This window comes from Methylocystis silviterrae, assembly GCF_013350005.1.
In the GTDB taxonomy this organism is placed as follows: domain Bacteria; phylum Pseudomonadota; class Alphaproteobacteria; order Rhizobiales; family Beijerinckiaceae; genus Methylocystis; species Methylocystis silviterrae.
In genome coordinates, this window is sequence record NZ_JABVWW010000016.1 from 1 (window position 1) to 20,965 (window position 20,965).

Annotated in this window: 26 protein-coding genes and 1 tRNA gene; 16 read left to right on the forward strand and 11 right to left on the reverse strand. The window is 60.6% G+C overall.

The window, feature by feature from the left end; translation table 11 throughout:
* The first annotated feature begins 656 nt into the window (after positions 1-656).
* Positions 657-732 (forward strand) — tRNA-Phe (locus HUN39_RS14665).
* 484 nt (positions 733-1,216) lie between these two features.
* Here the strand turns inward: HUN39_RS14665 and HUN39_RS14670 are convergent.
* The gene (locus tag HUN39_RS14670) at positions 1,217-1,669 is read right to left on the reverse strand and encodes a MerR family transcriptional regulator (protein ID WP_175095235.1); all 453 of its coding nucleotides are present in this window, start codon (positions 1,667-1,669) and stop codon (positions 1,217-1,219) included.
* Positions 1,670-1,739: 70 nt separating this feature from the next.
* Here HUN39_RS14670 and HUN39_RS14675 point away from each other — a divergent pair, with 70 nt between their 5' ends.
* Positions 1,740-2,171 carry a mercury transporter MerT gene (locus tag HUN39_RS14675; RefSeq protein WP_175095236.1) on the forward strand — a complete coding sequence of 144 codons (432 nt, stop codon included), beginning with the start codon at positions 1,740-1,742 and terminating at the stop codon, positions 2,169-2,171.
* Positions 2,172-2,414 (forward strand): GDCCVxC domain-containing (seleno)protein, encoded by a 243-nt coding sequence (locus HUN39_RS19310; protein WP_232366116.1) that lies wholly within the window; start codon positions 2,172-2,174, stop codon positions 2,412-2,414.
* A 125-nt stretch (positions 2,415-2,539) separates the two neighbouring features.
* Here the strand turns inward: HUN39_RS19310 and HUN39_RS14680 are convergent, their stop codons facing one another.
* On the reverse strand, positions 2,540-3,448 hold the full coding sequence (locus HUN39_RS14680; RefSeq protein WP_175095237.1) for a LysR family transcriptional regulator: 909 nt from the start codon (positions 3,446-3,448) through the stop codon (positions 2,540-2,542).
* Positions 3,449-3,574: 126 nt separating this feature from the next.
* On the opposite strand from HUN39_RS14680, the gene HUN39_RS14685 reads away from it, so the two are divergent.
* The 8 genes from HUN39_RS14685 (at position 3,575) to HUN39_RS14720 (ending at position 9,864) form a co-directional block, all read left to right on the forward strand.
* On the forward strand, positions 3,575-4,120 hold the full coding sequence (locus HUN39_RS14685) for a carboxymuconolactone decarboxylase family protein (protein ID WP_175095238.1): 546 nt from the start codon (positions 3,575-3,577) through the stop codon (positions 4,118-4,120).
* 60 nt (positions 4,121-4,180) lie between these two features.
* Positions 4,181-4,678, forward strand: coding sequence for a nuclear transport factor 2 family protein (locus HUN39_RS14690; RefSeq protein ID WP_408631409.1), 498 nt, complete (start codon positions 4,181-4,183; stop codon positions 4,676-4,678).
* 32 nt (positions 4,679-4,710) lie between these two features.
* The gene (locus HUN39_RS14695; RefSeq protein ID WP_175095239.1) at positions 4,711-5,352 is read left to right on the forward strand and encodes a pyridoxamine 5'-phosphate oxidase family protein; all 642 of its coding nucleotides are present in this window, start codon (positions 4,711-4,713) and stop codon (positions 5,350-5,352) included.
* A 664-nt stretch (positions 5,353-6,016) separates the two neighbouring features.
* Positions 6,017-6,931, forward strand: a complete 915-nt coding sequence (mtnP, locus tag HUN39_RS14700) for an S-methyl-5'-thioadenosine phosphorylase (RefSeq protein WP_332310768.1) — start codon at positions 6,017-6,019, stop codon at positions 6,929-6,931.
* A gap of 150 nt (positions 6,932-7,081) precedes the next feature.
* Positions 7,082-7,342 carry a BufA2 family periplasmic bufferin-type metallophore gene (gene bufA2 / locus HUN39_RS14705; RefSeq protein ID WP_175095241.1) on the forward strand — a complete coding sequence of 87 codons (261 nt, stop codon included), beginning with the start codon at positions 7,082-7,084 and terminating at the stop codon, positions 7,340-7,342.
* Positions 7,343-7,417: 75 nt separating this feature from the next.
* Positions 7,418-8,263, forward strand: coding sequence for an MNIO family bufferin maturase (gene bufB / locus HUN39_RS14710; protein ID WP_175095242.1), 846 nt, complete (start codon positions 7,418-7,420; stop codon positions 8,261-8,263).
* Positions 8,260-9,039, forward strand: coding sequence for an HvfC/BufC family peptide modification chaperone (locus tag HUN39_RS14715; RefSeq protein ID WP_175095243.1), 780 nt, complete (start codon positions 8,260-8,262; stop codon positions 9,037-9,039). The genes bufB and HUN39_RS14715 overlap by 4 nt, the downstream gene beginning before the upstream one ends.
* Before the next feature lie 30 nt (positions 9,040-9,069).
* The gene (locus HUN39_RS14720; protein WP_175095244.1) at positions 9,070-9,864 is read left to right on the forward strand and encodes a C40 family peptidase; all 795 of its coding nucleotides are present in this window, start codon (positions 9,070-9,072) and stop codon (positions 9,862-9,864) included.
* Between the two features lie 2 nt (positions 9,865-9,866).
* Here HUN39_RS14720 and HUN39_RS14725 read toward each other — a convergent pair whose 3' ends face one another.
* On the reverse strand, positions 9,867-10,694 hold the full coding sequence (locus HUN39_RS14725) for a TIGR04282 family arsenosugar biosynthesis glycosyltransferase (protein ID WP_175095245.1): 828 nt from the start codon (positions 10,692-10,694) through the stop codon (positions 9,867-9,869).
* A gap of 159 nt (positions 10,695-10,853) precedes the next feature.
* Between HUN39_RS14725 and HUN39_RS14730 the strand changes: the two genes are divergently transcribed.
* From HUN39_RS14730 to HUN39_RS14740, 3 genes are read left to right on the forward strand one after another with little or no spacing between them, the layout of a single operon-like run.
* Positions 10,854-11,459 carry a rhodanese-like domain-containing protein gene (locus HUN39_RS14730; RefSeq protein ID WP_232366118.1) on the forward strand — a complete coding sequence of 202 codons (606 nt, stop codon included), beginning with the start codon at positions 10,854-10,856 and terminating at the stop codon, positions 11,457-11,459.
* On the forward strand, positions 11,459-12,844 hold the full coding sequence (locus HUN39_RS14735; protein WP_175095247.1) for a hypothetical protein: 1,386 nt from the start codon (positions 11,459-11,461) through the stop codon (positions 12,842-12,844). The genes HUN39_RS14730 and HUN39_RS14735 overlap by 1 nt, the downstream gene beginning before the upstream one ends.
* A complete protein-coding gene (locus HUN39_RS14740; RefSeq protein ID WP_175095248.1) occupies positions 12,841-13,548 on the forward strand; it encodes a glycosyltransferase family 2 protein in 708 nt (235 codons plus the stop codon). The genes HUN39_RS14735 and HUN39_RS14740 overlap by 4 nt, the downstream gene beginning before the upstream one ends.
* A gap of 31 nt (positions 13,549-13,579) precedes the next feature.
* On the opposite strand, the gene HUN39_RS14745 is transcribed toward HUN39_RS14740, so the two are convergent.
* From HUN39_RS14745 to HUN39_RS14780, 8 genes are read right to left on the reverse strand one after another with little or no spacing between them, the layout of a single operon-like run.
* Positions 13,580-14,443, reverse strand: a complete 864-nt coding sequence (locus tag HUN39_RS14745; RefSeq protein WP_175095249.1) for a phosphate ABC transporter ATP-binding protein — start codon at positions 14,441-14,443, stop codon at positions 13,580-13,582.
* A complete protein-coding gene (gene pstA / locus HUN39_RS14750) occupies positions 14,440-15,291 on the reverse strand; it encodes a phosphate ABC transporter permease PstA (RefSeq protein WP_175095250.1) in 852 nt (283 codons plus the stop codon). Before pstA ends, HUN39_RS14745 begins: the two co-directional genes overlap by 4 nt.
* Positions 15,292-15,319: 28 nt before the next feature.
* Positions 15,320-16,198: a phosphate ABC transporter permease subunit PstC gene (pstC, locus tag HUN39_RS14755; RefSeq protein ID WP_175095251.1), complete on the reverse strand. Its 879-nt coding sequence runs from the start codon at positions 16,196-16,198 to the stop codon at positions 15,320-15,322.
* Positions 16,155-16,967, reverse strand: a complete 813-nt coding sequence (locus HUN39_RS14760; RefSeq protein WP_210266990.1) for a phosphate ABC transporter substrate-binding protein — start codon at positions 16,965-16,967, stop codon at positions 16,155-16,157. The genes pstC and HUN39_RS14760 overlap by 44 nt, the downstream gene beginning before the upstream one ends.
* A gap of 38 nt (positions 16,968-17,005) precedes the next feature.
* A complete protein-coding gene (locus tag HUN39_RS14765) occupies positions 17,006-18,058 on the reverse strand; it encodes a methyltransferase domain-containing protein (protein WP_175095253.1) in 1,053 nt (350 codons plus the stop codon).
* Between the two features lie 45 nt (positions 18,059-18,103).
* Entirely contained in the window at positions 18,104-18,790 is a 687-nt protein-coding gene (locus HUN39_RS14770; protein WP_175095254.1) for an NrsF family protein, read from the reverse strand.
* Entirely contained in the window at positions 18,787-19,371 is a 585-nt protein-coding gene (locus HUN39_RS14775) for a sigma-70 family RNA polymerase sigma factor (protein ID WP_232366119.1), read from the reverse strand. Before HUN39_RS14775 ends, HUN39_RS14770 begins: the two co-directional genes overlap by 4 nt.
* Positions 19,372-19,408: 37 nt before the next feature.
* Entirely contained in the window at positions 19,409-19,804 is a 396-nt protein-coding gene (locus HUN39_RS14780; protein ID WP_175095255.1) for a winged helix-turn-helix transcriptional regulator, read from the reverse strand.
* Positions 19,805-19,918: 114 nt separating this feature from the next.
* Here HUN39_RS14780 and HUN39_RS14785 point away from each other — a divergent pair, with 114 nt between their 5' ends.
* Both HUN39_RS14785 and HUN39_RS14790 read left to right on the forward strand, forming a co-directional pair.
* The gene (locus tag HUN39_RS14785; protein ID WP_175095256.1) at positions 19,919-20,134 is read left to right on the forward strand and encodes a tautomerase family protein; all 216 of its coding nucleotides are present in this window, start codon (positions 19,919-19,921) and stop codon (positions 20,132-20,134) included.
* Between the two features lie 16 nt (positions 20,135-20,150).
* Complete coding sequence (locus tag HUN39_RS14790) at positions 20,151-20,726, forward strand: carboxymuconolactone decarboxylase family protein (RefSeq protein WP_175095257.1); 576 nt, start codon at positions 20,151-20,153, stop codon at positions 20,724-20,726.
* Positions 20,727-20,965 lie beyond the last annotated feature (239 nt).

Here is a 20,965-nt window from a genome sequence, read left to right on the forward strand (position 1 = left end):
ATCGAAGCGCGACTAACTTTCTCGCAGCCGTCTGCATCGCCGCGACAATCAGCTATTGGTTATGAGTCTGGACCCTAGGAGAGCGCTCGAAGCGAGCACGTTAGGTTGTTCGAACAGCTTGGCTATTCCGACAGAGTGGCCGTTGCGGTCACGCAAAGGCAGCTTGTCGCCTGGCGCCAAGCCTTGGTCCAACAAATCCGCCGCGACGGCGAGGAGAATGTTAGCAAGCTCTTGGCTTCGCGAGATCGAATCCCCGCCAAGCGCCGGAGCGCTACATTCGATTGTGAGCTGGAAATGCATAATGCAAGGTTCCTAATACTCCAGACAGCGCAATGCGCTAGGCGACAACAGCCTGCGTCTACAATTACCTCTTTTCGGGACGCTTCACAATCGGTCCCACCAAATCACGCGGCCGAGCGCTTTGAAGTCCTTTTTGTGCAAGATCACTGGACCGGGACCGGACGGACGCAAATCGGGCGGCCGAGATCATCGTGAGCAGCGGGTAAGCGCTGAGCCCGTGCTGCAAGGGATGCGGCGATCTGATCTGGCGCGTTAGGCCATTCGCTTTGTCGCGCTACAGCTACATCTCGCACCCTAGCGGGTCTGGACAAGTCGTTGCGCGCTTTCTATAAGCCCGACACATCGCGTCCGCGCGAGCCCAGGTAGCTCAGTTGGTAGAGCATGCGACTGAAAATCGCAGTGTCGGTGGTTCGATTCCGCCCCTGGGCACCATCAAAATCAATGAGTTAAGGCTGAGCGCCAAAGGCGTGTCGACACTTTTTTCGGCCAATGTTGACAACTTTGACTGCAATGTGTTCCCGGTAAAGTCGAGCTGCCGAGCGCCCGCCGCGCTTGGCGAGAAGTGTCAGCCGTCTCCGAATAATGCTGGCCCATGCTGAGCGTCTGCTGATCAAGAATGCGGCGGATCAGATCGAGGTCTGACGTGATCTCCCGCAGCCTCGTCCCCAGCGTATGCCTTAAGCTGTGCATCGTCAGTCCCGGCTTTATCGCCGCCAAACGTCGCGCCGATATCGACGCACTTCTTCCTCCGGGTCCAAAAATCGCAAGGTTTCAAGCGAAACGACCACATGCTGGCGACGCCGCCAATCGGCGTCATCGTCTTTCCCGGGTCAGGCTTCTCCGTCAATCTCGCCGATAAGGCGCGAATGCTCGGCGTCCCGGTATGGAAATTCATCGACGGCGGCGCGTCAGCGCGTCAGATCGACTTGATGCGGTGGTCAATCTTCGCCGATTGGTTGATTGGCGCGCCATTCGATGCGGCCAGCATGTCGAGCACGGGGCATGATGGCGCGGGGTCGCCCGAGCAGCGGGAGGCTGTCTCGGCCAGAATATTCTCAAGTCTGGCGAGGTCGGCGAGCTTCGCACGAACCTCGTCGAGATGCGCTTGCGCAATCTCTCTTACCTCGGCGCAGGACGCGCGGGACGGTTCGGCGAGCGACAGAAGCGCGCGGATTTGCTCGATGCTGAATCCCAGCTCGCGAGCGCGGCGAATAAAGGCCAGCCGTCGGATATGGCCGTCCTCATAGGCGCGGCGCCCATTCGCCGTCCGCGCCGGCGACGGCATGAGCTCGATGCGCTCATAATAGCGCACAGTTTCGAGATTGACGCCCGTCGCCGCCGCAAGTCGCCCAATGGTGAAAGGCTGCATATTTCGCTTGCACCCGTAGTGGCTACGGGTTGCAGAATAGCCGCTACGTCGAGAAAGGGCCAGCCAAGCTATGACCGTCAACCACGCCGCACAAAAAGGCGCCCCAGACGCTTCGTCTTCCTCCGCCGCGCCCGCGGCGCCAAAATGGTTCGCGGCCTTTGGACTTGTCGCGGGTCTCGGTGCGGTCGTGGCGTCGTCGTGCTGCGTCATTCCCCTCGGGTTAGCCGCTCTCGGCGCAGGCGCGGGCGTGCTGGGCGGACTCGAGGCGGTCGCGATGTGGCGCGCTCCGCTGCTCTCTGTCAGCGCCCTGGCGCTTGTCGGGGGCTGGGGCGCGTGGTGGTTGAAGCGTCCTGTTGCCTGCGCATCGGACGCAAGCTGCGCGTCGACCGGTCGCTCGCGCGCAACGCTGACGTTGCTCCTCTGCGCGTCGACGGCCGTAATCGCGGCGGCAAGTTGGAGCTATATCGACCCAATGCTGCTCAAGCTTCTTAGAGGCCGCTGAATGGAGCTCGTCTCGACCATTACTTGCCCGTCCTGCGGTCATAGATCAGCGGAAATGATGCCGACCGACGCTTGTCAGTTCTTCTACGAATGCAAGGGCTGCGGCGCCCTCCTCAAGCCAAAGACGGGGGATTGCTGCGTGTTCTGCTCCTATGGCGACGTTCCGTGCCCGCCGGTTCAGGAAGCAAGAGAGCATGGCCGCGCCGCCGGATGTTGTTCGGGCATGCAGCAAGGGAGTTTATGAAATCGGTTCGATGGCCGGTTACAAGCATCGTCGGCGTCAAGATTGCCACTATGTTGGCGGCCCCCTTTGACAGCAGACGTAAGTGCTCGATCGGCTCGCGTGAGCTGCAATCAGAGCAGGCCTTTTTAGGAGATGTTAAGGCCATCGAGCGTCGCATGCAGGCGCGGCGCGGCGAAGTCGATGAAAGCTCTCAGTTTGGAGGAGACCAAGCGGCTCTGAGGATAGACAAGGTGAACTGGGACGGGCGGCGGCGTGAAATTGTCGAGAAGCGGCGCGAGTCGGCCGTCGCGAATCTGGTCGGCGACCATGTACGACAGCGCCACCGTGATCCCATCCCCCATTTCCGCCGCGGCGATGGATGCAGCCGCGTCATTGATCTCGAGCCGCGGGACAAATGAAACGCTGTTGCCTTTTTTGCCGTCGAGAAAGCGCCACTCCCTGTTCGGCATAAGGCCAGTGAACGCAATGATTGAGTGGAGACGTAGATCGGCTGGAGTCTGCGGAACGCCCCGCCGCACGAGATAGTCCGGGCTCGCAACCAATATCCTTCGAACGGTTCCGATCTTCTTCGCGACCAAATTTGAATCCGGCAACGGACCGATGCGGACGGCAAGATCGATCCCTTCCTCCACGAGGTTGGCGATGCGATCGAGCAGCAGCACCGACATGGTTACGCGCGGGTGCTGGCTAAGAAACGCGCACACCACGGGCGTGAGCGCCGACCGACCAAATGTCACCGAGGCCGTCAGCGTGAGATGGCCATGCGGAACCGCCGTTTCGCCGACGGCTTCCTGTTCGGCGCAATCGAGATCGGTCAGGATACGCCGTGCGCTTTCCAGGAAGCGCTGACCGACGTCAGTAATGGTTAGGCTGCGGGTCGTGCGGTTGAAGACGCGGGCGCCGAGGCGATCTTCGAGCGCAGAAATCGCCCGGGTCACCGCAGGGGGAGACACGCGCAAGCGCGTTCCCGCTTTCGCGAAGCTGCCGGCGTCGGCGACGGCGACAAATACCTCGAGCTCGTGAAGACGATCCATTTTATTCCTGTAATCGGAATAATGAATTCCATACGTCAGATATTCTTACAAGAAAAATAACCAGCCATTGTCTGGAGGAGCGGCGCCGAGGCGCGCCGCGCCGTCAACGAAACAAGGATTGACCCTATGGCTCGAATTGCCGTCATCGACCCCAAATCCGCCACTGGCGAAGCCAAGAAATTGCTGGACTCCGTCCAGGCCAGCCTTGGCGCGGTCCCCAACTTCATCCGCGTGCTGGCCAATTCCCCGGCGGCGCTGAACGCGTTCCTCGGCATCCACGGGATCGCCGGCGCGGGTTATCTCGACCCGAAAACGCGGGAGCGCATCGCGCTGGCCGTCGCCGAACAGAACGCCTGCCAGTATTGCGTCTCGGCGCACACGGCCATCGGCCGCAAGGCCGGCCTCGACAGTCAGGAGATGCTGGCGAACCGCATGGGCCGTTCGTCGGACGCCAAGGCGGAAGCCGCGCTCGCCTTCGCCCGCGCGCTCGTCGAACATGCCGGACAGGTGAGCAAGGCGGAATTCGACGCCGTGCGCGCGGCCGGCCATTCGGATGGCGAGATCATCGAGATCATCACGCATGTCGCGATGAACATCTTCACCAATTTGCTCGGCAAGGCGACCCAGATCGAGATCGACTTCCCGGAGATCCAGCTGAACAAGGCCGCCTGACTTACTCGGGACCGGCGCGGAGGACCCTGCGCCGGTTCCTGACCGCGAGAGGAGCTTTCAATGACCGAGATGACCAAGACGACCCAAGATGCCGGCGTCCGTCCGCCGCTGCCGCCGTTCACGCGTGAAACCGCGACACAGAAAGTTCGCATGGCCGAAGACGCCTGGAACACGCGCGACCCAGAGCGCGTGTCGCTCGCCTATACGGAGGACAGCCGTTGGCGCAATCGCGCGGAGTTCCCGGTGGGCCGCGCCAACATCGTCGCGTTCCTGAAGCGCAAATGGACGCGTGAGATCGAATATCGCCTGATCAAGGAACTCTGGGCGTTTGCCGAGAACCGGATCGCGGTGCGCTTTGTTTACGAGTGGCGCGATGACGCGGGCGGCTGGTTCCGCAGCCATGGCAATGAGAACTGGGAGTTCGATGCGCGCGGGCTGATGCGACTGCGCTTCGCGAGCATCAACGATCAGCCGATCCGCGAAAGCGAACGGAAGTTCCGCTGGCCGCAAGGCCCGCGGCCTGCGGATCACCCGGGTCTTTCCGATCTCGGACTTTAAAAGGCTCGGGCGCGAGCCTGCAGGAGGACGCCATGCCGCATCGCTACGCTGACATCGCCTTCACCCCGACGGTGAAGAAGGCGCAGGAGCAATTTGGCAGCCGCAACGCTTATGCGCGCATGGAGGGAGCGCCGGAGACCAGGAACCATCGCCTGAGCGAGGTGGAGGCCCAATTCATTGGCGCCCGAGATTCGTTCTACATGGCGACGGTCAGCGAGACCGGGTGGCCCTACATCCAGCATCGCGGCGGGCCGACGGGATTCGTGCGCGTGCTGGACGAGACCACGATCGGTTTCGCGGATTTCCGCGGCAACCGGCAATATATCAGTCTCGGCAATCTCATGACCGATGATCGCGTGTCGCTCTTCTTCATGGACTACCCCAACAAGACGCGGCTGAAGCTCTTTGGGCGCGCGAAGATCGTCAGTCTCGACGACGAGGCGACCTTGTCTCGACTCGAAACCTCAGATTACCGCGCCCGCGTCGAGCGCGGCTTCCTGATCAGGGTCGAGGGGTTCGACTGGAACTGTCCGCAACACATCGTCGAGCGCTACACGCTCGACGAGATGCGCGCGATGACGGCGCCGCTCACCGCGCGGATCGCCGAACTCGAGCAGCAACTCGCCCAGGCGGCCGGCGCTGCGAACTCAATCCAGGTTCGGCGCGAAAATTGAAGATGCGGCGCCGGTTCAGGCCGCTCGAGCCCATAAACGCCGCCGAACACCGCCCCGAAGATTAGGCGTGGATCGAGCCATGCAAACAGACCCCCCACAGAATCGCGCCAATCGCAAAGTGAACGAGCCACCCCGCGATCGACGATGGCGCAGCCATCACCTTTATTCTTTTGAGCTTCAGCCGAGGTCAGAGAGCGAGACCGCGAACAGGGCGTTCGCGCTCGCATGGTCGTAGCCCACATGCCTAAAAAGCTTCCCGAGCGCGATGAGACGATTCTTGTTCACCTTCGCCGCGACCACGCCCGGAAAGCAGCTCTCAAGATACTCGGTACGGTGGGGCAGATGATCTCGGGAGCCGACTTATCTTTCGATGCAGGAGGCGAATAGGTTACGGCAGGTCCACTGTCGGGCAGTCAAACTGCCGGCGATTGAATTTTTTTGAAAAGGGGAGCGGTTTATCGCTCATTTGAGTCTTCGGCCGTTCGACGCTGTTCACACGATACGAATTTATTTTCGCTGTAAAGCGCCGCGAGGTTACATCCGAGGCGCGGGTAGTTGCGCGGAGCGCCAAACGCGCGTCCCTGGCGGGTCTCGACGCATAGCTCGCGCGTCTCTGTCGCTACAGTGTTGATGAACGGCCCGAAGGCGTCATGCTACAGCAATCATGGATCGCCCCACTGAGGAGAGGATTTTGACGCACTGGACATTGGGAATAATAGGTGGATCGGGCCTGTACGAATTCGAAGGCCTAATGGATCGCCGCTGGGTCAAGGTCGACAGCCCATGGGGCGAACCTTCCGATGAATTGCTCTTTGGCGTGGTAGAAGAGACTCGTTTGGTTTTTCTGCCGCGGCATGGGCGGGGTCACCGACTTCCGCCCAGCGCCATAAACTCGCGCGCCAACATCGATGTCCTGAAACGGGCTGGTTGCACAGACATCTTGTCGGTCTCGGCTGTGGGGTCGCTGCAGGAGGAGTTGGCGCCAGGCATGTTCGCCACCGTCGGTCAGTACGTCGATCGAACGGAAAATAGAGCGAGATCGTTTTTTGACGCAGGCTTCGTCGCGCATGTCTCCATGGCTGACCCAGTTTGCCCTCGCCTGTCCAGCTACGCCAAGGACGCCGCCCGCCAAGTAGGCCTGAGACTGATCGAGAGCGTGACCTATCTTGCAATGGAAGGACCGCAGTTTTCAACCCGCGCGGAAAGCCGGCTGTATCGAAGCTGGGCTTGCGATGTCATTGGCATGACCGCGATGCCGGAGGCTCGACTCGCCCGGGAGGCGGAGCTTCCTTACGCCAATCTTTGCATGATCACGGATTATGACTGTTGGCGCGAAGACAGCGCCGAGGTGGACGTTGCGAGCATTTTGGCGGTGATGCGCGCGAACGTGGGAGGCGCCCAACGTCTGATCGTCGAACTCGCGAAACGACTCCGCAATCCCCGGGCGCCTTCACCGATCGACAGCTGCCTGGATTCTGTTGTCATCAGCGATCCATCGGTGTGGGATCCAAACCTCCTATCGAAATTGGACGCCATTTGTGGTCGTCGCCTGAAGAAAGCCCGCGAGCCCGCGAGCTAGCTACGAGCTGGCGCCCGATTAATTGCATGCAACTCCAAGGGATACATTCTCTGTAACTTTAGGCGCGCTCCGCGCGAAACATGTTTCGTGAGGCTCGTGAGGGGTCCTCACCGCTGTTCGCCAATTGAGCGAACCAATAGGGAGATTGACATGAAGGTCAGTATCGTTTCGGGCTCGACTCTCGCCGCCGCGGCGATTGCGCTGGCGCTTAGCGGCGCGGCCTCGACGCCAGCTGCCGCGAAAAAGGGCATGAAATCCGTTCATTGCATGGGCCTCAACGCCTGCAAGGGCCAGGGCGCCTGTCAGACAGCGAGTAGCGGTTGCAAGGGCCAAAACGCGTGCAAAGGCCAGGGCTGGCTCCCTGCAAAATCGAAGGGCGCCTGCGAGGCGCAGGGCGGCACTGTCGGCTAACGGATCAGGATAATCGGGCGGACCCGCCGTCCGCCCGCTTCTCCATTGCTGCCCACGTACTCTGAGACATTCGCCATGAGCAAGCCTTTGTCATTGGGTTTTGGTCTCGGGCTGCGGCCAGTCTATTACCGAGAGCTTCTCGAAAGCCGGCCGAATGTGGACTGGCTAGAGATCATCACGGAAAATTATCTTGTTCCGGGAGGACGGCCGGTCGCCATGCTCGAACGCATGCGAGCCGACTATCCCATTGTCATGCATGGCGTGTCGATGTCTCTGGCGTCCACCGATCCCCTCGATATCGATTATCTCAAGGCCCTCAAGAAACTCGCTGATCGTATCGAGCCACGTTGGATTTCCGATCATCTCTGCTGGACGGGCGTCCATGGCGTGAACATGCACGATCTACTTCCCGTTCCGTATACTTTCGAGGCGTTGCAACACGTTGTCGACCGGATAAACCGCGTGCAGGATTTTCTCGGACGAAGGATCGCGATCGAGAACGCGTCCACCTACGTGACGTTCCATGAATCCGAAATGGATGAATGGACCTTTGTCCGAGAGATGGCGGAGCGCGCCGACTGCTGGCTGCTTGTCGACGTCAACAATATTTACGTCTCTGCGTTCAATCATGGCTTCGATGAGCGCCAATTCGTCGAGGCAATTCCAGCAGAGCGTGTGGCGCAACTACACCTCGCGGGCCATTCGGACGCTGGAACGCATAAGATCGACACGCATGATCAGCCGATTTGCGCTGACGTGTGGAAGCTTTACGAACGGGTGTGCCGCCAATTCGGCGAGGTCTCGACGATGATCGAGCGCGACGACAACTTTCCGCCATTCCATGAACTGGTCGCCGAACTCGACCGTGCAAGGTCGATATACGCCGCCGTCGTCCACTCACGAGAGGAGACGGCTGCATGACGCTCGCCGAGCTGCAAGAAAGATTTCAGGCCGGGATATTGAGCGAAGAAGCGATCGCGCCGCGTTTCGTCGCGGATTCGAAAAAGACGAACGCGGAGACGCTTTTTGCCGTCTACCATAATGCTTACCGACTTCGCCTCGCGGAGTTTCTCTCGAACGACTATCCGGTTCTAAGAAATTATCTTGAAGACGAAGATTTCGGGTCTCTTGTCGAGGCGTATATTTTAGCGGCGCCGTCGCGCGTTCGAAATGCGCGTTGGTACGGTGCGCGTCTTCCCGAATTTATGGGAACATATGCGCGTTTGGAAAATGACGCACAAGCGATCGACCTCGCGCGCTTCGAGCGTGCGCTCGCTGACGTGTTTGACGCCGCTGACGAGTCAAGGCTCTCTATTGACGCTCTTGCGAACATAGACGTGGAACGCTGGCCCAAGATTTCCTTCAAATTTCACCCCAGTTACGAACTCTTGGATCTCGCGATCGGAACGGCGACGCTATATGAGGCGGTGCGTGACGGGCAGGAGCTGCCACTCATCGATGAGGGGGAAGAGCGCGTCCTGTTTTGGCGTAGCAGCGATCATCAGTCGTGTTATCGTCTCGTTTCGCCCGACGAGCGGCTTGCCCTGATTGAAGCTTCGGCGGGAAAGTCGTTTGCCGAGATCTGTTCGCTTCTGCAATTCCAGGGGTCCGGCGAGAACGTCGCTGCCCGAGCCGGGGAGTTCCTCACGCAGTGGTTCGCGGCAGGGATCATATCCTGTCTGGCGCTCGATGACTGAACCGCCATGTCTCGCACAGAGCCGCTCGCGATGAGAAAGACTCTCGGATGGTTCGGCGATGGACTGGCGCGCTTCCTGACGACCCCGACCCATGTTCATAGCTCCGGGCCCGTAACGAACCCGACGCGGCTGTTGGCATGCCTGCGTCCAGCCGATGTTTTACTCGTAGAAGGGAACAGCCGAGTCAGCGCAGCAGTAAAATATTTGACGCAGTCCCCGTGGTCCCATGCGGCGCTCTATGTCGGCTCGCACCTCACGCAGACCGCCACTGATAGCGATCACTGCTTCGTCGAAGTCGACTTGGTGGACGGCGTGCGTACCGTCGGGACTAGCGAATTCGAGAATGTCCAGACACGTATTTGCCGGCCACTAGGGCTCGACGAAACCGAACGCCGCAAGGTGACGTCCTATGTCATCGAGCGTTTGGGCAATCACTATGATCTTCGCAACATCGTCGATCTTGCGCGCTATCTATTGCCGAACCCGCCGGTTCCGTCGCGGTTCCGTCGTCGCATGATCGCCTTGGGCAGCGGCGATCCGACTCGCGCAATTTGCTCCACGTTGATTGCGCAAGCGTTCCAGTCGATCCGCTATCCGATTCTGCCGATCGTGAATGCTCGGGATATGAGCGCGCCTGATTGCCCGGGATGCATTGAAGAGATCCTCACCATTCGCCACCACGGGCTGTTCACGCCGAGAGACTTCGATGTTTCTCCCTATTTTCAGATCGTCAAACCTCTCATCGATGGTGAATTCGACTTCCGCGCATTGCGCTGGGACGATAGCGCGTCGCCTGCGCATAACGCCGTTTTCAAGCTTCCCTGACGTTAGCGTGTCGGCCAATGCTTCGAATCATGATCTGACTCCAGATAAAATTCGCGGTGCTGGCTCCACTTCTTGATCATGGCGCGGGTCGCGAGCGCGGGAGCAGCGTGCAGATCACCAGAACGCCCATTCGCACCAGCTCCAGAACCTCCGAAGCTTGGCGGCACGCCTGCGATTTCTTCGAGCAGGCGCGAAAAGTCGGCTGCGACATCGACATCGTACCACATCGGAAGCTCGACGGTTGGGATATCCAATTCCCGCGCGCGGTCGCGCGTCACTCGCGCGACCTCATTCGTGCTCCAGGGGATGTCTCGAAACAGCTCCCAGTGAGCATGCTTGAGTCCGATCAAGTAATATCCGCCATCGAATGCCGGTCCGAGAACGACGCAATCTTCATGGCGCCGGAGCGCATCCGACGCCATCGCTAGAATCTGCGGAGGAAGCGTCGGACTGTCAGAGTTAATGAGCATCGCGCCGCCGCGATGGCGTTCGAGGAGACTGGCGATTGCGCCATGGACGATTGACGAGAAGTCATCGCCGTGTTGCGGAACGAGACGAAATGAGCGGGGAAGCAACGCCGCGATCTCGGCGGCGGCGTCGATCGGGGCGTAAAGCCCATAGCCCTGCAAGCTGTGGCTTGATTGGAGGGTCTCGATAATTTTCGCAACGTCGCGCAGGAAGCATTCAGAAAGCAAGGCTGCGAAATCCGCGCCGATCGTGCGACCCAGGCGAGTTTTCGCGTGACCGGGACGCGGCGCTTTACACATAAGCCCAACGGCGATCGCCTCAGCTTGGGGCCGGGACGATATCGGCGGGATCCCCTGAGGCATTTCAGCTCCTTCGCTCGGTTATGCGAGGCTATTCGCATTGGAGCACCCCGAAGTTACGGGGCTCTGCGCCTTCAATTTCGCCGGCTATCGCCATGGTGAATGTAACTTTTCGCTTAGCGGCTCGAACTAGCTCTCGACTGTCCAACCGGATAAGGATGAATGGCGTCAAAGCAGGCAATCCAACGTAGGGGGCGGCTCTGGAAATCCTCTAATTTCCTCTGGGCTCTTACGCTTGTCGGAGTAGTCAGCGGCGTTACCTTTGTTGAACTTCGCCCTGTATCGATCCCAAATCCTGCATCGAAGAACGTCGCTTTGGCGGACGTAGAGCGCGCCGTCGCAGCAAAGTACAATGTTCCCAACATCGTAAGCGCTGAAGCATCTCGACTAATCGCGTCCGGGGACGCCGTTCTATTTGATGTTCGCGAGAGTCGCGAATTCGACGCGGGACACTTGCCGGGCGCGGTCCATGTTGATCCCGCCGAATCGGCAGATCGTTTCCTCGCCGAACATGCAGCGGAGCTGCGCGGGCGCGTCGTGATCTTTTATTGCTCCGTTGGCGTGCGCAGCTCAATCATGGTGGAGCGCATCGCGCAGGCGGCCGCAGCGCATGAACCCCTCGCGCTTTACAATCTCCGAGGAGGGATTTTCCGCTGGTTCAGCGAAGGGCGGCCTGTCGTCGATTTGATCGGGTCCGTCAATCGAATACACCCGTACGACGAGTCATGGGGCGGATTGCTTCAGCGCGCCATGAAGGCGCGCGGTTGATGAGCATTTGGGTAGGCGCTCTGCTGGCGGCAAGCCAGATTGCGCTCGTCGTCCTGAGCCCTGGATTGACTCATGCGGCGGTGAGGGATTTCGCCGGCGTCGCGCCGCTCGTCGGGCTTCTGTCGGCGTCGGCGGCGGTCGGGCTCGTTTATATGCATAGTATACGGGCGATATCCGCGAGGCTGAGTCGTGCGTCGCCTATTTGGCCGATGGTTGGACTTGGCCTCGCCATGAGGCTCGTCTGGTTCGCGACGGCGCCGCCGCTCGAAGACGACTTTTACCGCTATCTTTGGGACGGAGCCGCCGTCGCCTCGGGTCGCAGCCCCTACGCGCTTTCGCCGGCACAGGCGGCGACAGGTCAGAACGGGATACCGCCCTTCGACCTGCTGGCCGAGACGGGGCGCTCGACGCTCAAACGCATCAATTTCCCGGAATATACCTCGATCTATCCTGGCGCCGCGCAACTCGCCTTTGGCGCCGCGCACCTTGTCGCGCCCTGGAGCGTCGACGGCCTTCGGCTCGTTTTTGCAATCGCCGACGTTGCGACGCTCGGCGTCATGTTCCGGCTTCTGGACGAACTGAACCGACCGCGCATGCTGGCGGCGCTTTACTGGTGCAATCCTCTCGTTGTTTTTGCGGGCGCCGCGACCGTTCATGTCGATCTTCTGCTTGGCCCGCTGGTTCTCGGCGCGATGTTCGCCGCCTATCGCATGAGGTCCATTGCGTGCTCGGCGTTGCTAGCGCTGGCGGTCGGCGTCAAGATATGGCCTATACTTCTCGCGCCTCTCATCGCGCGCGCGCATCTCGACGGGCGGCGCTATCCAGTCATCGCCATTTTTGTCTTCGGGATTGCCGCGGCAATTCTGCTGGCGCCGCTATTCGCTGCTTCCTTCACGGATCGCTCAGGTCTCGCGGCCTATGCAGCGCACTGGCAAATCAACAATGCGCCCTTTACATGGCTGTGCGGGCTGTTCGACTGCGTCAGCGGCGACGATTCTCGCTGGACGGCAAAAACCTTGCGTTATCTTTCTGGCGTCTCCGCCGCGGCCGTCGCTGTAATCATCGCTATGCGTCCGATCGAGGATTTGCGTGACCTTCTCGGCCGCGCGCTCATCGTCGCCGCAACGGTTTTCTATCTGTCCCCGGCGCAATTCCCCTGGTATGCGCTGTGGTTCCTACCGCTCGCAGCCGCTGTACAGTGCTGGCCGCTGCTTCTGGCTTCCGTGACGCTTCCTGTATATTATCTGTTCTTTCCGATGGCGGCCATGGGCGAGCGCGCGCTGTTTCAGAACGGGGTCGCAATTTTGCACGCGGCGCCGGTCTGGGCTTGGCTTCTGTGGCGCCGAATTCATGACCAAAAGACGCACTGCGCGAGCCGTGCATGAAAAACGCCGTTGCGCCGGGCGATCTCTCCATCGGGGTCGTCATTCCAGTGAAGAACGAAGCCGCCGCTTTGCCGGTGGTGTTGTCTGCGATTCCGGATTGGGTGAAGATCGTCGTCGTCGCCGATGGCCAGTCGAGTGATGGTTCGGGCAAGATTGCAAGAGATCTGGGTGCGGTCGTCGTCACGGAGCCGCGCCACGGCTATGGACGCGCATGTCTGACCGCGCTCTCGGTCATGCCATCCATGGATGTGATCGTTTTCATGGACGGCGATGCGAGCGACGATCCGGCAGACATGTCGACGCTCGTCGCGCCTATCGCCGATGGCGCTGCCGATCTTGTCCTTGGATCACGAACGCTGGGAAAACGGGAAGCAGGCGCACTGACGCCGCAGCAATTATTTGGAAATTGGCTTGCCTGCCTGCTGATGAGGTGGATCTGGGGCGCGCGTTATACAGATCTCGGACCCTTCCGCGCCATAAGGCGCGACGCCCTCAGGCGACTGGCGCTGACCGACGCGAATTACGGTTGGACGGTGGAGATGCAGGCGCGCGCGGCGAAACATGGCTTGTGCACGCTCGAAGTTCCGGTTCGCTACCGAAGACGCATCGGGGCGTCAAAGGTTTCGGGCACGCTTAGGGGCGCCATCGGCGCCGGCGTCAAGATCCTCTACGTCATCGGCCGGGAGGCCCTTCGGCAAGGCTGACGGCTTCGCTCGGCCTTCCGTAGCGCGCGCCTCAACCCCTTCGCCCGCTAACATAAGCCGCCGTCAGTTCATGGCGTGGCGAGTCAAAAATTCGCTGGCAATGATCAAATTCGATCAGCACGCCGGCGCGATCCTTCACCCAGAAGAAGCCGGCATAATTGGCGACGCGGCGCGCCTGGGCCAGATTGTGAGTGGCGATGACAATCGTGTAGCCGCCTCGCAGGCTCGCGATCAGATCTTCAACGATTGTCGACGAAACGGGATCGAGCGCGCTGCACGGCTCGTCCATCAGCAGGACGTCCGGCTGCAGCGCGATGGCGCGGGCGATACACAGACGCTGTTGTTGTCCGCCGGACAGCGCGAGCGCGGGAGCGTCGAGCCGATCTCTGACCTCCTCCCAAAGGCCGACGTCGACGAGCGACCGCCACACGGCCGCATCGAGATCGGCGCGGCGCTGAACGCCATGCTCCTTCAGCGGCATCTCAAGATTGCGTCGGATGGAGAGCGGAAATGGATTGGGCCGTTGGAAGATCATTCCCACGCGACGCCGCAGCGCCCGGACATTGGTGAGCTGATCATGAATATTCTGGCCATCGAAAAGAATTCGCCCTTCGACTTCGCATCCCGGAATGAGATCGCTCAGCCGGTTGAGGCTCGACAGGAAACTCGTCTTTCCGCAGCCTGACGGACCAATCAGCGCTGTGACGCAACCGCGGAAGATATCGAGGCTCACCTCCTTGAGGGCCGCGCGTCCATCATACGCCAGCGTCAGATTCTCGACGCTAATCTGTGGCCTCGGCTCGCAGCAGGTAGGCCCGGCCGCCAGCGGGCCGAGGGTATAGGCGGCGCGGCCGGAGCCGGCTGTTGCGTCTGTGTCTGCAATATACGCGATCATGCGCGGGCCATCCTTCGGCCGAATATTCTGTTTGAGAACCAAAATGCGAGACTGTTCGCGGCGATCAGGAAGGCGATCAGAACGAGCGCCGAGGCATAGGCGTTGGCGTCGCCGCCGCTGACATTCATCGTGAGATCGTAGATATGGACGGAAAGCGCTCGGCCGGAGTCGAAGAGAGATGACGGCATACGATCGACATAGCCACTTGTGAAAATGAGCGCCGCCGTTTCCGCCACCGCCCGGCCAATTCCAAGGCTCAGGCCGGCGGCGAGCGACGGCGCGGCGGCGGGCAGCAGGACATGCCAGAGAAGGGTCGCGCGTGAGAGATCAAGGGCGGCGGCGCCGAGGCGCCACTCGATCGGCGAAGACCGCAGTCCTGATTCGACCGTGCGGATCAGGATAGGAAGCGCCATGCACGCGAGGGTCAAGCCGCCCGAGAGAATCGAAAAACCGAGGCCCAGAAAGACGCAAAAGAATGCGCCGCCAAAGAGGCCGAATACGATGGACGGCGTACCCGCGAGGACGTCCAGACTGAGACTCATCCAGCGCGCCAAGCGTCCGCCTGCGGGCGTGAATTCCGAAAGGAAAATTGCGGTGGCGACGCCGAGCGGCGCCGCGACCGACATCGCTACTAAGATAATCAGAGATGTCGAGACGAGGATGGGCGCGAGACCGCCATCGCGCCCCGCATTGCGCGGCGGAGTGGTGAGAAAGGTCCAGTCGAGGCGGCCCACGCCCTGCCACGCCAGATCGGCGAGCAGCCAGAAAAATATCGCGGCGACAAGCAAGGCGGCGATGCAAATGCCGAAGCCGTACAGCGCGTCACGCAGGGAAGGAGTCGGCAGCATTGTCGACGCCGCCTGGGGCCTTGCAACCTCATCCATGACAGTGGTCCCCCGAAAGGCGCCAGGCTGCCGCCGCCAGTGCGATGACAAGAGCTGTGAGCATCAGTCCGGAAACGAACAGCGAGGCGCGGTGGCTTCCGGTCGCGTAAGCCATCTCCAGCGCAATATTGGCCGTCAGCATCCGCACTGGGTCGAATAGGCTCAACGGCGCCTGCACGACATTGCCGCTGACCATGACGATCGCCATCGTTTCGCCGAGGGCGCGCGCTGCGGCAAGCAGAATGCCGGCGGCGACGCCGCCGCGCGCGGCGGGAAGCAGCACATGCGCCAGCGTCGCCTCGCGCGACAATCCCAGCGCCACAGCGCCCCGCCCATATGCATCGGGGAGGGAGTCCAGCGCCGCCCCACTCATCAGAGCGATGGTCGGCGTAATCATCACTGTCAGGATCAGAATCCCGGCAAGCAGGCTGGCGCCGGGAGGCTCGAAGCGGCCGATTAGCGGGACGATGGCGGTCAACCCCCAAAGTCCGATGACGACAGATGGGACGCCAGACAACAGAGCCATCGACCAGCGATGAATCCATCCGATCGGGGGCGGCGCATAATGGCGGCAGAAAATCGCCGAGGCGACTCCGAGCGGCGTGGCGAGGATAACCGCGCCGACCGAAGCCGCAAGCGACGCCGACAGCATGGGGGCGAGGCCGAAGAGGCCCTCGGTCGGGCGCCACGCCGGGTCGAAGAGAAATCGCGCAGGACCAATCGTGGATAGCGCCGGCCACGATTCCTTCAGAAGGAAGCCGACGATCAACACGAATATGGCGGACGAGCCGAGCGCGGCCGTCGCCACCGCCGCGACAAGTCGCGTATCACGGCGCGACCGGGACGAAGAACTGCGATTCGACAATGTCATGAACGCTCCTCGATCGAGCGAAATCGATGAAACGTCTCGCAACCGCTCCGGGCGCTCCCTTGCTAACAAGATTGAGCGGGCGGGAGAGCGGAAAGGATCCGCTTCGAACATTCTCAACCGACGCCGCGACGCCACTCATCGGCAAGAGCCTGATGTGAGCGCCGTGACCCGCCTCATATTCCGCCGAACCGATCGACACATAGCCGATGGCGCCAGGATTGCCGGCCACCGTCTTTATGGCCTGCTGATTCTCGCCGATAATGACATGCGCTTTCACGTCGCCGCCCTTCAGCTTGAAATAGTGGAGGAACAGTTCGAGGGTCGACCGGCCCTCAGCCTTGTTGACGACCGTAATCCGTCCGGCCGCGCCGCCCGCTTTGCTCCAATCGGCGATCTTTCCCGTATAGATCGCGACAATCTGCTCGTCCGTCAGCGACCGGACCGAATTATTCGTATTCACGATGATTCCGACGCCGTCGCGCGCGATCGTAAAGAATTGCAGGTCCGTCTCGTCGGCGTTCGGCGCGCGCGACGCCATGCCGAGGTCCGCGAGGCCTGAGCGGGCGTCGGCGACGCCTCGAGAGGAACCGCCCGATTGCACGTCGACGCGGATGCTGGGGTTTTGCTCCTCGAACCGCTTGCCGATCTCCGCCGCGAGCGGCGCCACGGTGCTCGAGCCAGTCAGCACGAGCCGGTTGTCGGCCGCATGCCCGAGAGACGACGAGAAAAAAGCGATATAGACCGCGCAAATGCGGCCGATAGACGCCAACGCGCATCGGTCCTTTCCGCGGAACCAAGAGACCGACATCAGCAGCAGTCGCCGAATTCGCCGCCGCGACTGGCGTCGATGGAGAACGGGATGTTCGTCCCACAGCCGGGAAACACGCCGTAATGATGGGAGAAATCGCCGATAAACTCGAAATGCGGCGCGAAGCGGCTTTCCTTCAGCATCCGCCAACTATTGCCGCAGACCGGGAAAATCCGCCCCTTTTCCATCGCGTGATGGCTGTCGAGCGAGAACACATGCGGCGCTTCCGGAACGCCGCCTTTGTAAATCACCGCCTGACCATAGTCCTCGCAGGCGGGCTCGAGCGCATCGATCTTAAACAGGCGATATGTCGCCGAATAGAAGCGCGCCGCGCCGATTTTTTCTTCGACTTCCGGATCGGTGATTTCGAGCGGGCGGCTCGTTACGAGGCGCGGATCGCCAAAGCCCGCGGACCTTCCCAGGGCGAGAAAATCCCCCCAATAGAGCGCTCCGCCGAGGCATTCGCCATACAGGATGGGATCGCCGCGCACCGCCTCATCAAGCCGCCGGTCGGCATAGACGTCGGCGAAATAAAATTCGCCCCCAGGCTTGAGCAGGTCGAAGACGCCCTCGAGCACCGCCGGTTTGTCGATCGACAGATTGACGACGCAATTGGATACGACGACATCGAAGCTGCCCGGTTCGAGTCCGAGCGTGTTGAGCGCCTCGATATATCCTCTGAGAAACCGCACGTTCAGCCGATCGAAGCCGAATTTCGACATATGCCAGTCGACATGCGCCTCAGCGACCACAAGCTGCTCCGGCGTCATATCGACGCCAACGACCTCGCCCGACGGTCCGACGAGTTGGGCAAGGGCATAAACATCGCGACCCGATCCGCAACCGAGGTCCAGGACGCGGCGTCCCTGCAAAAGCTCCGGAACGACGAGGCCGCAGCCATAATATTTCGCCAGCACCTCGTCATGGACGTTCGACAGGAGCGCTTTGACGCGCTCCGGCATATTGTCCGGCGTGCAACAGGCTTTGGTTTTGAGGTCCTGCGATCCCTGAAGGATCTTGCCGTAATAGTCCTTGACGACCTGGATGTTCATGAGCGCGCCTTTTTAGCCGACCGTCACCCTTTCGGCGTAATCCCGTTAGCAGTGAGGTGTCGTTTGATTGTCGAGCGAACGCATATCGACGGTTCGCCAATACAGGACATGCCGACCGAAGAGCGCAGCAAATCCTGAGAGGACAAGGACCGAACCGAACTGCCAGACAAGCACCATGACGCTTGACTCCTGCTGATGGAACAGGAGCATGCCGGCCGCGACCAGCGCCGCCGCCGCGAGCGTCGCGAGCCCGGTTGTCAGGTAGGGCGCAATTGGCGCGCCTCGGCGAACCATGAGCAGGATCAGGATCAGCGGCGCCGCGCTTGTCGCAACGATTTTCCAGAAGCAACTGAATTCCAGCTGAATGGCGAGACTCTGCACTCCATGGAGCGTCCAATCGCGCCAGCAGCCTTCGCCAAGAGACGCCAGCCAGACCAGCAAGAACGGAAAAGGCGCGAGGCGCTCCCACAGCGGCCGGCCGGGGCAAGTCGAGCAAAACGCGGCCGCCGCCGCCATCATCGACGTCAGAATGGCGGCCGAGAGTTCGATTAAGAAGCGCGGTTCCGCGATCCGAACTGAGAAATCCGCGCGCAAACCTAAGACAAACACCAAGACCGCTGCATAGGTGAGCGAAAGCACAAACCACATCATTGCGCGCCACATGGGGTGCGGCAGACGGCGGACGGGCTTGGCGCTTGCGGCGAGGCGACGAATAAGCTCTTCCGAATTCATTGCGTCTCTCTTTTCAACACTTCACGCATCGTCTTGAGCCCCCGATGCACGCTGACCTTCAACGACGCCACGCTCTTGCCAGTCACGGCGGAAGCCTCTTGGAGCGACAGACCTCGCACTTTCATCAGCTCGACCGCCTGGCGTTGCCCGTCCGGCAATTGCGCCAAGGCGCGCCGTATCGCCTCTTGATCATCGCTGGTCTCCTGTTCGTTCTTCGTATCGCTTCTCGAAAAGGTTTCGGGCATGATGTCGACCGTTGTTTCATTCGCGGATCGAGCTGTCCGGCGACGCGCGGCGTCGATCGTCCGGCGCATCGCGATCGTCATCAGCCAGGGCATGAAAGGGCGAGCGAGGTCGTAAGTGTGTCGGACGGTATGGACCGACAGCAAAACCTCCTGGACGATGTCTTCTACGTCCGGCGCGCTTGGCCATCTGTAAGCGACGAATCTGCGAAGGACGGGAAGAATTTCAGAGAGAAGCGCAGCATAGGCGGCGGTGTCGCCGTCTTGAGCGGCGCGCATCAGTTGCCGCCAGCGTTCCTCGCGCTCCAACCTCGCGCGGTCGTCTCGGGGGGTAGACATGCCGTTTTGACCCTCGGCGCAGAAAGAAGAGCGCTGCTTAATTGCTTGAGCGCAGGATTTTCTTTTCAATCGAGCTTGAGGCGGGCTCCGGACTGGCCTCAGGTTGTTTTCGCTGTATGTGCGTTTGGCCCCACTGGTACAGCTCCCGCAGCAATGGCTCCAGTGTCCTGCCGAGATCGGACAGGGAGTATTCGACCTTGGGCGGCACCTCGGCGAAAACCTTACGCAGAATCATGCCGTCGGCTTCGAGTTCGCGTAGCTGGAGGGTCAGCATTCTCTGCGTAACATTTGGCATCAGCCTGCGAAGTTCATTGAAGCGTCTTGTGCCGTCGAGAAGGCGAAACAGGATCGTCGCCTTCCATTTGCTTCCCATCACGTCCAGGGCGGCTTCGAGCGGGCAGCATGTGTAGGCCTGATGTCGCTGTTTCCTCATGCACGCTCCATTGGTATCAAAAAGGACACTATAGCTAATATTAGTGCCTACTTGTGCAGGTTGCAAATACGTGTGGATATCGCTCCATTGACGCTAAGCCATAGGAGCAGCGGCATGCCACTCGTGAACATCAAGGGAATCAGCGGCTATCTGACGCCCGATCAGAAGAAACAACTCATCTCGGGGGTGACGGAGGCCGTACTGGCGGTGGAAGGCGAGGGCCTGAGGGACGTGACCTGGGTCATCGTCGAGGACGTGGCGCCCGGCGCATGGGGGGTCGGCGGCCAGCCCATGACGGACGCCGATCTTCGTCGTCTGGCGAACCGTTAGTCGGAGAGCGAACGCAATGAGCAACACATATCGAATTAAAGACCTCCCCTTCCTCGCGATCGAGACGGCGACGGGAAAAGCCCGGAGCCTGCTCGAATCCGCTAAAAGACAAATGGGGTTCACGCCAAAAATGTATGGGGCCATGGCCAATGAGCCGGCGCTATACGAAGCCTATTCCTCCGGTTATGCGGCCTTTCGTCAGGAATGCGGATTCACTCCCATCGAGCAAGAAGTGATCTTTCTCGTCATCAGCCGCTGGAACGGGTGCCACTACTGCATGGCGGCGCACAGCTTTGTCGCCGACAAGATGTCGAAGGTGCCACCCGATGTGACGGACGCTATCCGCGACGGCCGGCCAATTTCCGACGCCAAGCTGCGGGCGCTCGCGGAGTTCACGCGGATCATGCTCGAAAAGCGAGGGCGTCCAAACGAAGCCGACGCGCAGGCATTCTTCTCCGCGGGATACAGCGAGAGAAATATTCTCGGAATCATCCTCGCCATCAGCGTCAAGACGATCAGCAATTATGCGAACCACGTCTTTCACACGCCGGTAGACGAGGTTTTCGCCACGCGCGTGTGGGAGATGGCGTAGAGGTCAGACGATTGATGTTCGCGTCGGCGTGTCTCGTCGAGTGTTCTGTCATGGACGGGACACGCCGATTTCGAGGAAGCGACAATGAAGATCTCGATTGAAACACAAATCACTGTCGAAGCGCCACCGACCAGGATTTGGCGGATTCTCACCGACTTCCCCGCTATGCATTCCTAGAATTCCTTTATTCGTTCGATTTCGGACGTGCTCACGCCGGGAAACCGCCTTAGCACGCAAAT

What these genes read in the sequence shown, in the direction of transcription:
- HUN39_RS14670 (WP_175095235.1), bottom strand. Translation starts at nt 1,669, where the DNA reads ATGCAGCCTTTCACCATTGGGCGACTTGCGGCGGCGACGGGCGTCAAT.
- HUN39_RS14675 (WP_175095236.1), top strand. Translation starts at nt 1,740, where the DNA reads ATGACCGTCAACCACGCCGCACAAAAAGGCGCCCCAGACGCTTCGTCT.
- HUN39_RS19310 (WP_232366116.1), top strand. Translation starts at nt 2,172, where the DNA reads ATGGAGCTCGTCTCGACCATTACTTGCCCGTCCTGCGGTCATAGATCA.
- HUN39_RS14680 (WP_175095237.1), bottom strand. Translation starts at nt 3,448, where the DNA reads ATGGATCGTCTTCACGAGCTCGAGGTATTTGTCGCCGTCGCCGACGCC.
- HUN39_RS14685 (WP_175095238.1), top strand. Translation starts at nt 3,575, where the DNA reads ATGGCTCGAATTGCCGTCATCGACCCCAAATCCGCCACTGGCGAAGCC.
- HUN39_RS14690 (WP_408631409.1), top strand. Translation starts at nt 4,181, where the DNA reads ATGACCGAGATGACCAAGACGACCCAAGATGCCGGCGTCCGTCCGCCG.
- HUN39_RS14695 (WP_175095239.1), top strand. Translation starts at nt 4,711, where the DNA reads ATGCCGCATCGCTACGCTGACATCGCCTTCACCCCGACGGTGAAGAAG.
- mtnP (WP_332310768.1), top strand. Translation starts at nt 6,017, where the DNA reads ATGGATCGCCCCACTGAGGAGAGGATTTTGACGCACTGGACATTGGGA.
- bufA2 (WP_175095241.1), top strand. Translation starts at nt 7,082, where the DNA reads ATGAAGGTCAGTATCGTTTCGGGCTCGACTCTCGCCGCCGCGGCGATT.
- bufB (WP_175095242.1), top strand. Translation starts at nt 7,418, where the DNA reads ATGAGCAAGCCTTTGTCATTGGGTTTTGGTCTCGGGCTGCGGCCAGTC.
- HUN39_RS14715 (WP_175095243.1), top strand. Translation starts at nt 8,260, where the DNA reads ATGACGCTCGCCGAGCTGCAAGAAAGATTTCAGGCCGGGATATTGAGC.
- HUN39_RS14720 (WP_175095244.1), top strand. Translation starts at nt 9,070, where the DNA reads ATGAGAAAGACTCTCGGATGGTTCGGCGATGGACTGGCGCGCTTCCTG.
- HUN39_RS14725 (WP_175095245.1), bottom strand. Translation starts at nt 10,694, where the DNA reads ATGCCTCAGGGGATCCCGCCGATATCGTCCCGGCCCCAAGCTGAGGCG.
- HUN39_RS14730 (WP_232366118.1), top strand. Translation starts at nt 10,854, where the DNA reads ATGGCGTCAAAGCAGGCAATCCAACGTAGGGGGCGGCTCTGGAAATCC.
- HUN39_RS14735 (WP_175095247.1), top strand. Translation starts at nt 11,459, where the DNA reads ATGAGCATTTGGGTAGGCGCTCTGCTGGCGGCAAGCCAGATTGCGCTC.
- HUN39_RS14740 (WP_175095248.1), top strand. Translation starts at nt 12,841, where the DNA reads ATGAAAAACGCCGTTGCGCCGGGCGATCTCTCCATCGGGGTCGTCATT.
- HUN39_RS14745 (WP_175095249.1), bottom strand. Translation starts at nt 14,443, where the DNA reads ATGATCGCGTATATTGCAGACACAGACGCAACAGCCGGCTCCGGCCGC.
- pstA (WP_175095250.1), bottom strand. Translation starts at nt 15,291, where the DNA reads ATGCTGCCGACTCCTTCCCTGCGTGACGCGCTGTACGGCTTCGGCATT.
- pstC (WP_175095251.1), bottom strand. Translation starts at nt 16,198, where the DNA reads ATGACATTGTCGAATCGCAGTTCTTCGTCCCGGTCGCGCCGTGATACG.
- HUN39_RS14765 (WP_175095253.1), bottom strand. Translation starts at nt 18,058, where the DNA reads ATGAACATCCAGGTCGTCAAGGACTATTACGGCAAGATCCTTCAGGGA.
- HUN39_RS14770 (WP_175095254.1), bottom strand. Translation starts at nt 18,790, where the DNA reads ATGAATTCGGAAGAGCTTATTCGTCGCCTCGCCGCAAGCGCCAAGCCC.
- HUN39_RS14775 (WP_232366119.1), bottom strand. Translation starts at nt 19,371, where the DNA reads ATGTCTACCCCCCGAGACGACCGCGCGAGGTTGGAGCGCGAGGAACGC.
- HUN39_RS14780 (WP_175095255.1), bottom strand. Translation starts at nt 19,804, where the DNA reads ATGAGGAAACAGCGACATCAGGCCTACACATGCTGCCCGCTCGAAGCC.
- HUN39_RS14785 (WP_175095256.1), top strand. Translation starts at nt 19,919, where the DNA reads ATGCCACTCGTGAACATCAAGGGAATCAGCGGCTATCTGACGCCCGAT.
- HUN39_RS14790 (WP_175095257.1), top strand. Translation starts at nt 20,151, where the DNA reads ATGAGCAACACATATCGAATTAAAGACCTCCCCTTCCTCGCGATCGAG.